The organism is Candidatus Desulfofervidus auxilii, assembly GCA_030262725.1.
Classification (GTDB): Bacteria; Desulfobacterota; Desulfofervidia; order Desulfofervidales; family Desulfofervidaceae; genus JAJSZS01.
Genome location: JAJSZS010000031.1, coordinates 1 through 10,822, shown reverse-complemented (window position 1 = coordinate 10,822; position 10,822 = coordinate 1). Strand labels below are relative to the sequence as shown.

General features: G+C 25.2%; 12 protein-coding genes. All 12 read right to left on the bottom strand.

All coding sequences use genetic code 11. The annotated features are described in order from the left end of the window. Positions 1-162: 162 nt before the first annotated feature. The gene (locus LWW95_10660; GenBank protein ID MDL1957484.1) at positions 163-651 is read right to left on the bottom strand and encodes a hypothetical protein; all 489 of its coding nucleotides are present in this window, start codon (positions 649-651) and stop codon (positions 163-165) included. Next, positions 648-1,163 (bottom strand): type 4a pilus biogenesis protein PilO, encoded by a 516-nt coding sequence (pilO, locus tag LWW95_10655; protein ID MDL1957483.1) that lies wholly within the window; start codon positions 1,161-1,163, stop codon positions 648-650. Before pilO ends, LWW95_10660 begins: the two co-directional genes overlap by 4 nt. Further along, the gene (locus LWW95_10650; GenBank protein MDL1957482.1) at positions 1,160-2,320 is read right to left on the bottom strand and encodes a PilN domain-containing protein; all 1,161 of its coding nucleotides are present in this window, start codon (positions 2,318-2,320) and stop codon (positions 1,160-1,162) included. The genes pilO and LWW95_10650 overlap by 4 nt, the downstream gene beginning before the upstream one ends. After that, on the bottom strand, positions 2,317-3,249 hold the full coding sequence (locus tag LWW95_10645) for a general secretion pathway protein GspK (protein ID MDL1957481.1): 933 nt from the start codon (positions 3,247-3,249) through the stop codon (positions 2,317-2,319). The genes LWW95_10650 and LWW95_10645 overlap by 4 nt, the downstream gene beginning before the upstream one ends. Next, a complete protein-coding gene (locus LWW95_10640) occupies positions 3,224-3,898 on the bottom strand; it encodes a prepilin-type N-terminal cleavage/methylation domain-containing protein (GenBank protein MDL1957480.1) in 675 nt (224 codons plus the stop codon). Before LWW95_10640 ends, LWW95_10645 begins: the two co-directional genes overlap by 26 nt. Beyond that, a complete protein-coding gene (locus tag LWW95_10635) occupies positions 3,876-4,313 on the bottom strand; it encodes a hypothetical protein (protein MDL1957479.1) in 438 nt (145 codons plus the stop codon). The genes LWW95_10640 and LWW95_10635 overlap by 23 nt, the downstream gene beginning before the upstream one ends. Further along, on the bottom strand, positions 4,297-4,698 hold the full coding sequence (locus LWW95_10630) for a type II secretion system GspH family protein (GenBank protein MDL1957478.1): 402 nt from the start codon (positions 4,696-4,698) through the stop codon (positions 4,297-4,299). Before LWW95_10630 ends, LWW95_10635 begins: the two co-directional genes overlap by 17 nt. Positions 4,699-4,707: 9 nt before the next feature. Further along, a complete protein-coding gene (locus LWW95_10625; protein MDL1957477.1) occupies positions 4,708-5,907 on the bottom strand; it encodes a type II secretion system F family protein in 1,200 nt (399 codons plus the stop codon). Next, positions 5,901-7,601, bottom strand: a complete 1,701-nt coding sequence (gene tadA, locus LWW95_10620) for a Flp pilus assembly complex ATPase component TadA (GenBank protein MDL1957476.1) — start codon at positions 7,599-7,601, stop codon at positions 5,901-5,903. The genes LWW95_10625 and tadA overlap by 7 nt, the downstream gene beginning before the upstream one ends. A 1-nt stretch (position 7,602) precedes the next feature. Continuing rightward, the gene (gene gspG, locus LWW95_10615; GenBank protein MDL1957475.1) at positions 7,603-8,007 is read right to left on the bottom strand and encodes a type II secretion system major pseudopilin GspG; all 405 of its coding nucleotides are present in this window, start codon (positions 8,005-8,007) and stop codon (positions 7,603-7,605) included. 58 nt (positions 8,008-8,065) lie between these two features. After that, complete coding sequence (locus tag LWW95_10610; protein ID MDL1957474.1) at positions 8,066-10,111, bottom strand: hypothetical protein; 2,046 nt, start codon at positions 10,109-10,111, stop codon at positions 8,066-8,068. A 70-nt stretch (positions 10,112-10,181) separates the two neighbouring features. After that, the coding region (locus tag LWW95_10605) for a hypothetical protein (protein ID MDL1957473.1) at positions 10,182-10,822 on the bottom strand (641 nt) is incomplete at its 5' end.

The window sequence follows — 10,822 nt, the reverse complement described above, 5'->3', positions numbered from 1 at the left end:
TGTAAAAATTGTAAAATTGTAAAAATTGTAAAAACTAATTTTTACAATTTTTTTACACAACTTACATTTTTTAATCCTTCCTTTAGCTTGTACTCTATTGGGATGAATAAATTAAAATCTATTTGAACAAAAATCCCGACCTTTATCAATAAATTGTATTATTTAATGTTTAGGAGGTTTTTTTATTTTAAAAATTTTTAGTTCAATTTTTTTATTATTTCTTTTTAATTCAATAAAATTTGTTTTTATTTTTGTAATTACAAAACCATTTAAAAGTTTGTCTCCTTTTTCTAAAAAATAAATGTTTCCATTAGAATCTTTTAAAACGGCTTTCTTTTTTTCTCCTTGGAGAACTCCAATTAAGGTATAATGTATTTTAGAATTATTTATTTTAGTTGACGAACTTAAAATATATCTTCCATTTAAAGAAAATATATTTCGAGTTTTTAGAAATTTTTCAGAATATGTATCTTTTAAAATTATTTTATTTTCGGTCTTATTTTTAGAGTTTTTGATTTTTAAAAAAGTAGGGATTTTTTCAACTTTAGGACTAAATATCTTTGATAATAAAAAGCCAAAAGATAGACAAATTATTAAAAAAAATATATCTGGTAAAAATTTTTTATATTTTAAATATCTTATCTTTTTCATTTTTCTAATCTAAAAGCAGAAAATGTAATGTAAAAATAAAGATTTTTATCGCGTTTAGTAATTTCAAGATTTTTTATAATAAAAAGTTTTTTTTGGTTTTCAATAAATTTTAAAAGTTCAATAAATTTTTGAGGTTTTCCTCTAAAACGAATAAAGATTGGTATTTCAGTAATGCTATTTTTACGAATGGGTTCTAAAAGCTCAAAATTTAACATTTCTAAATCTTTTTCATAAGTTAATTGAGAGATACATTTTAAAATATTTTCTTGTATTTCAAAAATAGTCATATTTTTATCAAATAAATATTGTAAAACTTGATAAGAATTTTTTTCAGTTTTTTTAATATTTTTAATATGTTGGGAATAAATCTCTTGCCAATTTTTAAATATTATTTTTTTATCATCTATGGATCTTTTTAAAGGAACAATAAAAAAGTTAAGAATAAAAAGGATGATTATAAAATAAATTCCTAATTTTCTTAATTCTTTAGGATCGTATTTTTTTAAAATCATTTTACAAGTTCAAAACTTAGATCAAATCTATAATATCCCGAAGAAGTATCTTTAATTGGTTGATTTTTTAATTTTATATTTTTAATATATGGAGTTTTTTCAAAATTGATAAGCACAGAAAAAATATCCTGCGTATTAATGCTTATTTCAATTTGTTTTCCATTTATTATCAAATGGGTTAAATAGCTTCCTTCTGGTAATTTCTCAGCAATAAGATCCAATATATAAATAGGAGATGGATAGGCATCTATTTCATTTTTAAGTGCTTTAAAAATTTTTGAATACCCTTTTTGAGAGTTTTTGTTATTTAGATTTTTTAATAATTGTATAGAACTTTTAATTTCTTCTATAGCAAGTTTATAGTTATAATTTAAGTTATAAAGAAAAAAAGAATAACCAAGAAGGAAATAAATTATAAATCTTAAAAAATATTCAAATTTATTTAAATTGAAAGTTATTTTAGATTTTACTTTAAAAGAAGAGAGATTTAGTTTTGGAATATCTTCTAAAAATGGAGGATATATAGGTTCTGGATATCTGATAATTTCTAGATTCATATTTAATTTAGGTAAAATATCTCCATAAATCTTTATAACTTTTATTTCTTTTTTGAAAATTCCAAGGCTTTCAAAAAATTTTTTAAACTCCTCTTCAGAAACACTATTTTTGAATACAGCAGTTGCCAAATATTTTTCTTTTATATAAGCTAAAAAAATTATTAAATCTTTATTTTTATATATTTTTATTTCTGGAATATCAAAATAAAAAGCTAAATCTTCTGGAATAGCATAAGAAAAAGGAAAAAATTTTTTTATTTGTAAAAATTCATGATTTTCCCATGCCCATATGTCAAAAAGCACATATGTAGAAGTTTTTTCAAAAGGTAAAGCGATAAACTCTAATGTTTTAGAAGGAAAAAGATTGTACAAATCCAGTTTTATAGCTTTTAAAAGTTTCTTATAAGGGGCAGGAGGATACCTTTTTCTCCAATGTAATATTTTATCTTTTCCTATTACTAAAATTTTTTTCCCAAATAAACATTTAAAAGGTTTTAATTCGTTTAATTTTGAAGAAGAAAAAAGTTCCCATTTTTTTGGTGTTTTTTTATAAATATCTAAATAATCTTTATACCAATACCCTACAAACAAATTTCTCATTCTTCTTTCCAATAGATAATACTATAGGGAAAATATAAATTAGGTTTTAAATCAATTCCAGTTTTTATTGTATAAATTGTATTATTAAATGAAGTAATATAAAGTTTTAAATCTATCAAGTATGAGGGGAAAAATAATATATTTTCTTCTTTTGAATAAATATAACTTCCAGTTAAACCAAAAAGAGTAGTGATAGAGGATATAGTATTATTATTTAAGAGATAATTTTTTATATTACGAAGTGTTTTTTCATTAAGGTTTAAATATGCTTTTAATACTTCATCAGGTGCTGTATTTGGATTAAAACCTGTATTTGGTAAAATAGTTATATAAGGTGAGATTTTTTTGTATAATTCTTCTCCTATTCCTTTTATTAAAAGAATTTCTTCTTTATATTGGAAAGCATAATTTCTTGGAGTATAAGGATAACCCTCTTCCTTATAAGTAAAAGCTTCTGCACCATTCAATCTTACAAGTTCATCCGGATCTAACCAATCTAAAATAGCATCCATTATAGAGGATACATCTTCTTTTCCAGTTAAATTTTTAATAAGTCTCTCTAAAGCTGGTAAATGAATAGTAGTTAAAGAAATGAGTCCATTTGAATCCATTAATTCTATATAAACATTTTCTTCGAATTTAATTTTTGTTCCATTTAAAGGAAGATATTTTAATTCTGTTAAATTTTCTTCTTTTGGAAGAATTATTTCTTTATTATTAAATTTGCTATTAAGAATAAGATAAATTAATTTATTAAAAGTTGAATAAGCTTTTAATATAGCTTCATTTTTTTCTTTAAAAGCTTGTGAATTTTTTATATATTCTTTTATAAGCCAATTAAAACTTAATCCTACAGTAAGAATAATTGCTGAAAGAAAAATTATGAGAAGTGTAACAGATCCTTTATTTTTGTGGATAAATCCTTTCATAATCCTTTTTTAAAAGTGAATTTACATATGTATGAAATATTAATTTATATTGTTGCCCTTCTTTTTTATAAATAATTGAAATATTAAGAGGAATGACTTTTAATTTTGAAGAATCAAAAGTTTCAAAATATTTAAAAGTATTTTCAAATAAGTCATATCCATAATATTCAAATTTAATTTCTTCTATATTTTCAATAAGTGGAATTTTTATTCCTTGTTCGTATTTTTTAAACATTTCAATATTTTTTATATCTTCATAATTCATAGCATAAACTGGCATTTCATAATACAAAAGCGAGAATTTACCATTTTTTTCTTGTTGTTTTTTAATAAAAACAAGTGCAGGAAGATTATGTGCAATCGGAGATATAGTTACATAAGATATTTCTTCTTGTGTCCCCACAAAATATGGAAACCAGCTTTTGTTTTTTTGAAATACATAATAATCAATAGCACCAGCAAAACTTTTTTGAAGCCACAAAATTTTTGCAAATTTTCCTATTCCTATCCCTTCAGAAGATATTTTTTGATATTGATAAAGAATTTGATTAAAGGCATAACCAGCTAAAAGAAGCATAAGACTCAAAATAAATACTCCAATAACCACCTCAATCAAAGTAAAACCTTTAAAAGGCACTCTTTGTTCCATACAAAGGTTTAAAAGTTGTGTAATATATTTGATATGTTTTTGCAAAATTTTTATAAATCAATTTTAAAGTAATTTTATAAAGATAAATTTCATGAAGAGACGCAAAGGGCGTTTCTTTTATATAAGTCATTGGCTGAGAAGTTTTTATTAGATAGGCTTTCCAATAAAGAACTACACCATCTCCTAAATCTTCTTTTCCTTGCTTTTTCTTTAAATCTAAAGTTTTTATTAAAGATATAGCTTGGGGAATTTTACTTATAAGAATATTTAAATTATGAGCATTTTCTAAATATTTAAAACCTTGTTTAAAAAGATATAGAGTTGTTCCTATACTTGCAGTAAGAATTAATCCAGCAATAAGAATATCAAGAACTATAAAACTTAAAGATTTTTTTGTTTTAACTTGTCTTTTCAAGTATTAAATCACCTGTAGGAGATAAAATTTTTAAAATAAATTTTATATTATTTACTGTAATATAAATTTCTCCTCCATTAGTTGCACCATTTTTATAAAAAATTATTGGTGAAAAAACTTTTATAAATGCATTTTTGAAATAAATAGGTTTATTATTAACAATTAGTTCACCATTCTTAGAGTATATTTCGTAAGATTTACTATAAAGGAAAGATTTTCTTCTCAATTCCCCAATAAAAATCATTATTTTTTGAGCCTTTAAAGAGGCTTTATAATTTAAATATACATTTATTGAAAATGGCAAAACTATAGAAAATACAATTCCTATAAGAAAAATTACTAAAAGTATTTCAAAAAGAGTGAAACCGTTTTTTTTAAAATTCATATTTAAAATTTAAAATTTAATATTGCTTATACTTACAACTGTAAGAATAAGAGATAACACAATAAAGCCTACTATTAATCCCATTACAAGTATTACTGTAGGTTCAACAAGCACAAGAAGTCTTTTAACCTGATTTTTAAATCTTTCATCAAATATTTGATAAAGTTCGAAAAAAATATCTTTGAGTTCTCCACTTGTTTCTCCTACACTTATCATATGAGGAACTATTTCTGGAAGAAAATATACCTGTGAAAATACTTCAGCAATAGATCTTCCACTTTTTATTTGATCTATAGTAGCATAAAGTGAATTTCTTAATTGAGAATTTTGAATAAGATTTATAGAAAGAGCAAAGGCTTTGATAAATTCTATTCCACTTTGAAGCATGGAATACATAGCATAACAAAATTTAGAGAGTTCAAAATTAAGAAAAAGTTTTCCTATTATAGGAAGATAAAAAATATAAGAATAAAATATTTGTAAAATTTTTTTGACCCCTTCAAATCTTTTTAAAAATATTATAAAAAAAATACTAAAAAATAAGATGAATAAATTTTTAAAAGTAAAAATTTTATTTAAGCCTATTAATATTTTTGCAGGAAGTGGAAGATAGGCAGTAGTATAAAAAAGTGAAAAAAATTTAGGAATTACAAAATTAAACATAAAAATCAGGGTAAGAAAACTTGCAATTACAAGAAATAACGGATAAGTTAAAGCATTTATTAATTCTGATCTAAATTGAATTTGAAAACGAAAATAATCTGAAAGGTTTTCAAAAGCAGAACGCAAATTTCCTGTAGTTTCTCCAACTTGAATCATTGTAATAAAAAGTGGAGTAAATTTTTTAGTATCTTCAAAAGCTTTAGATAAACTTTTGCCACCTTTTAAATCTTTTAAAACCTGAGAAAGAATGTTTTTTAAAGCTTCATTAGTAGTAGTTTTAATAAGTAACTCCAAAGCTAAATCCACACGGATACCTGAACGAAGCAAAATGTTGAATTCTTTAGTAAAAGTGTATAATTCTTGGATTCCAAATTTTTTTCTAAAGGGAAAGAAAGCTTTTTTATCAGATTTTTCTTTAAGTTCAAGTACAATATATCCTTGATTTCTAAGTTTTGATAGAGCTTCTTCATAATTTTCTGCAAAAAGGACTCCTTTTATTTCTTGACCAAAGGAATCAAGCACAGAATAAATAAAAGTCTTTAACATACTCTAAGAATTTCATCAATTGTGGTTATTCCTTTTAATACTTTTAAAAATCCATCTTCCTTTAATGTTCTGTAATAAGGTAATTTTTTAATATTTTTTCTTATTTCAGAAAGAGATAAGGTTTTTTTAAAAATTTCTTTTAATTCTTCTGTATATTCAAAAATTTCAAAAATAGCAATTCTTCCACGATATCCAGTTCCAGCACATTTTTCACATCCTTTACCTTTTTTAAAAACTATTTTATCATTAAGAAGGGGTTTAAATTTTTCTAATAATTCAAAAATTTCAAATTTTTTTAAGATTTCTTTATCGATTTTATATTCTTCGCTACAATAAGGACAATTTTTTCTTACTATTCTTTGGGCAATGATTCCTACAATTGAGGAATTTATTAAATAATCTTCAATTCCCATATCAAGAAGACGAAATAGACTACTTGGAGCATTATTTGTATGCAATGTAGATAATACAAGATGTCCTGTTAGAGCTGATTGAATGGAAATTTCAGCAGTTTCTTTATCTCTTATTTCTCCTACCATTATAATATCTGGGTCATGTCTTAAAATGGAACGTAAAGCAGAGGCGAAAGTTAAACCTATTTCACTTTTTACTTGAATCTGATTTATTCCTGGAAGTTGGTATTCAACTGGATCTTCTATAGTAATAATTTTTTTCTCATCATTATTAAGATATGTAAGAATTGAATAAAGTGTAGTTGTTTTACCTGAACCAGTAGGTCCTGTAACAAGTATCATTCCATAAGGATAGGAAATGATTTTTTTCATTACAGAGTAATGATCTTCTTCTAAACCCAAATTTTTTATATCAAAATAAAGACGTTCACGATAAAGAAGCCTTAATACCACACCTTCACCTTTTACAGTAGGAATAGTAGAGACTCTAATATCTAAAAACATTGGGCCAATTCGTGTAGTAAATTTCCCATCTTGAGGGAGCCTTTTTTCTGCAATATCCAAACCAGAAAGCAGCTTTATTCTTGAAACAACAGCAAGATGAAAAGTATTTTCTAATATATCCATTTCATGTAAAATTCCATCTATTCTCAATCGAACACGTGATTTATTTTCTTCTGGTTCAATATGAATATCTGAAGCTCTTAGTTCTACTGCTTTATTCAAAAGAGTATTTAAATATTTAATAACTGGTGCTTCAAAAGCCAATTCTTTTAACTTTTCAGGATCATCTTCAGGAGAAAGAGAAACAAAATTTTCTTTGGATCCAGATTTTGAGGTAGATTCAGAAATGAAATATTTATAGAGATTTTTTATAATTTCTTCTGAAGCAAGATATAATTTAATTCGACAATTTAAAAGAGAATTTAAATAATTTATGACATCATAATTAAATGGATCATTAGTAAGAAGTATAAGAGTATTATTTTCTTTATCAATTTTTATAGGAACAACATTATTTTTTATTAAAAAATCAAAATCAATACCATTTTTTAAAAAATTTATTACTTCTTTATCAATGGTTAGGTTATTTTCTTGAATAAGAGGAATTTTTAAATATTCTGATAATGCTTGAAGGATTTGTTTCTCACTTAAAAGTCCTATTTTTACAAAAATTTGAGTTAAAGATGTACCAAATTCTTTTTGAAGTTGATAAACTTTTAATAAATCTTTATCATCTATTTTAAAAAGTTTTTTGAGGGTTTCTTCAAAAGAAAGCATTCTATTCCCAATTTGTTATAGCCTTTTTGTCAAGTTTACCATTGGGACCAAGAGAGTATAAATCATAAGGAGCATGTTCTCCAGGATATTTATATTGATACTCTCTACCCCAGGGATCTTTTGGAATTTTATTTTTAGATAGATAAGGTCCTTCCCAATTTGGGTCATCAGAATATAAAAGTTCTTTTAAATCTTTTGGATATCTTCCAGTATCAAGTTTAAATGCTTCGATTGCAGATGATAACATTTCGATTTGGGCTTTAGCAATTTTTCTTTTGGAAGCTTCAAATCTTCCCATTAGATTGGGAAGAATGAGGGATGCAAGAAGTGCTATGATTGCTACGACAATTAAAATTTCAATTAAAGTAAATCCTCTTCTTTTTGGATAATTTTCAAAAACTTGCATTTTGATTATAAGAAATTAATACTTTTAAATTTTTTGTCAATAATTTCTTAATTTTTCATTATTCTTTTAACCATTTTAACTGAGTTTTGAGTTCTTTTGTAATATAAGCAGCTTCTTCAGGATTATTTATTATAGTAGGAGTAAGAATAACTATAAGTTCTGATTTTCTTTTTGATTCGGTTGTTGTTTTGAAAAGATTTCCTAATATAGGAATATCTCCCAAAATTGGAATTTTATTAACAGTATATCCTCTGTTTTCAGAAATCAACCCCCCAAGAATTACACTTTGTCCACTTTGAGCTACTACATTAGTATTTATTTTTCTTATAAGAATAGTTGGAGATTCTATACCTGGTGGACTTGCTCCCATTTCTGAAACTTCTTGAGAAATATAAAGAGTAACCATTCCTTCTGTATTAATTGTTGGTTTTACTTTTAGGATTACCCCTGTATGTCTATATTGAATACTTCTTATTATATTTGTTACAATTTGGGTTGTGGCCTCACTTACAACGATAGGAACATCAGAACCTACTTGAATAATGGCTTCTTGATTATCAAGCACTAATAAACGGGGAGTTGAAAGAATATGGACTAAATCTTTCATTGCAAAAGCATAAAGTAAAGCTTTAAATTTTTCTGCATTTGCGATAAATTGGTAAGTAAATCCTGGACTTGTAGGTAATCCAAATAATGAACTTATTGTATAATTACCTTCTGCCAAACGGTTTCTTATATACCATTCAAGTCCATATTGAAGTTCATCCATTAAACTAAGTTCAGCAATTGTAGCTTCAATAAGAACTTGTCGAGGAGGGACATCAAGTTTTTTTAGAAGTTTAAGAATTTTTTCAAAATTTTTTGGTGTAGTAAGGACCGCAACTATATTTCTTGCATCATCTGAAGCAATTTTAAACTTTACAGGTATTTTAGTGATTCTTTTTCTTTTCTTTTCTTTAATTTGTTCTTCTTCAGCAATTCCATAAAGTTTTTTAATTGATTCTACCAAATCAGAAGCTTTAGAATATTTAGGTTTATAAGTAAAAATTTTTTCTTCCTCTCCGGCAGCTTCTGGTATATCAAGTTTTTCTTTCCAGTCCAATACAAGTTTTAAACTTTCTTCATCCGGAGCAACAACAAAGATACTTTCAAGAGATTTTACAGGGATCAACATTATACCAGGCTTTGAAGGAATATTTGTTATTTTTAATCCTATGGCTGATAATATTTGTTTTAATTGAATCAAAAACTCATCAACTTTCCAATAAGTTATTTTCAAAAATGCAATTTTTTTTTCTTTTAAATAAGGAATATCAAAACTTTTAATAATTTCAGTTATTTGTTTTATTTGGGAAGCTTCTCCATAAAGTAAAAGAATAGTCTCTTTATAAGGTTTCATTTTTACATTAGTTGTTACATAATTTTCTATTAATTCGATAATGTCTGAAGATTTAACATATTTTAAGGGAATAACTTGAAGAATCGTTACTGGACTTTCAGGGACCTCGAGACCAAAGCGAATATCAAAAAGTTTTTGAGGCTGAGGAGGTTTGGAATAAATAAACAAGGCTTCAGCTCTTTCTTCTATATAAAGACCTTTATCTTCTAAAAGATTAATTACTCTTTCAAGAACTTTAGCAGGAGCTTCGGGTTTAGGCATATATAAAGTAATTAGATCTTTTTTTAGTTTTATTTTTTCATCTGCAGCAAAAGGCACTTTTAATGTTTCTCCCAAAGCATAAATAATAAAATCAAGAATAGGCATATTTTCTACATTAATAATTACTGGCTTTTTTAAAGATGTAAGTTTTTCACAATTTATTTTTTTTAATAAAGGATATTTTTTCTCAGATTTAATTGTTTGATTACTTTTAAAAGGAGGAAGTTCTATTATTTTATCTTTAGAAATTTCATCTTTAGAATTTTCATTTTTAGATTGAAGAATTTCATATGAAAAATTTTTTTGGTTTTTTTTTGTAATATCAAAAGTCTTATTTAGGTGATTTTTTTCAAAAAAAGCTGGAGAAAAGGAGGAAGTAAAGTCTGTTTTTAGGCAACTATTAAAAAAAAAGATAAAAAGAATAAAATATATTAACTTTTTCATAAGCTTAATTTATTTTAAATAATCTCAATTTATTTTAAGCAAACTAAAAATATTTGTCAAATTGTATTTTTTACCATCTTGGATCATCTTCAAATACTACTTCACCTGGGCTAATACCTTTATCTGGATCCCCTTCCATATAAACAACAGCTCCTATTATTTTAAGTTTACCTTCTTCTTCTAATTCTCTTACAACACGACTATTTCTTCTTATTAAATTTATTATATTTTTTATATTTTTCTTAATTGCAAGATCAATTATTTCTTCCTTAGGAGCATCCCATCCAAGTTCTTTAATAGCGCTTAGAACAGGAGGAAGCAATTTTATTATAATTCTTTTGATATATTTTCCTTCAGGCCATTCTTTTTCCAGCACAGCATTTACTGTTGCAGTTATTGCTCCACAATGTTGATGTCCCATAATTACTAAAACTGGAGTATGAGCATGTGCTACTCCATATTCAATACTTCCTAAAGCCACATCATCCCATGTGTTTCCTGCTACACGAATTACAAATAGATCTTCCATGCCTGTATCAAATAAAATCTCAGGGACTATACGAGAATCTGAACAACTTATAATAGTAGCAAAAGGATGTTGTTCACCAGCTAAACATGCTAAATGCTTAGGAATTATAAGGTTGCAATTATTTTCTTCTCTCCATTTACGATTTATGCATAAATTACATATTTCACATACACATGTAGAGC

Bases quoted from the DNA above. Each gene is read 5' to 3' on its own strand.
- LWW95_10660 (MDL1957484.1), bottom strand. From the start codon at position 651: ATGAAAAAGATAAGATATTTAAAATATAAAAAATTTTTACCAGATATA.
- pilO (MDL1957483.1), bottom strand. From the start codon at position 1,163: ATGATTTTAAAAAAATACGATCCTAAAGAATTAAGAAAATTAGGAATT.
- LWW95_10650 (MDL1957482.1), bottom strand. From the start codon at position 2,320: ATGAGAAATTTGTTTGTAGGGTATTGGTATAAAGATTATTTAGATATT.
- LWW95_10645 (MDL1957481.1), bottom strand. From the start codon at position 3,249: ATGAAAGGATTTATCCACAAAAATAAAGGATCTGTTACACTTCTCATA.
- LWW95_10640 (MDL1957480.1), bottom strand. From the start codon at position 3,898: ATGGAACAAAGAGTGCCTTTTAAAGGTTTTACTTTGATTGAGGTGGTT.
- LWW95_10630 (MDL1957478.1), bottom strand. From the start codon at position 4,698: ATGAATTTTAAAAAAAACGGTTTCACTCTTTTTGAAATACTTTTAGTA.
- LWW95_10625 (MDL1957477.1), bottom strand. From the start codon at position 5,907: ATGTTAAAGACTTTTATTTATTCTGTGCTTGATTCCTTTGGTCAAGAA.
- tadA (MDL1957476.1), bottom strand. From the start codon at position 7,601: ATGCTTTCTTTTGAAGAAACCCTCAAAAAACTTTTTAAAATAGATGAT.
- gspG (MDL1957475.1), bottom strand. From the start codon at position 8,007: ATGCAAGTTTTTGAAAATTATCCAAAAAGAAGAGGATTTACTTTAATT.
- LWW95_10610 (MDL1957474.1), bottom strand. From the start codon at position 10,111: ATGAAAAAGTTAATATATTTTATTCTTTTTATCTTTTTTTTTAATAGT.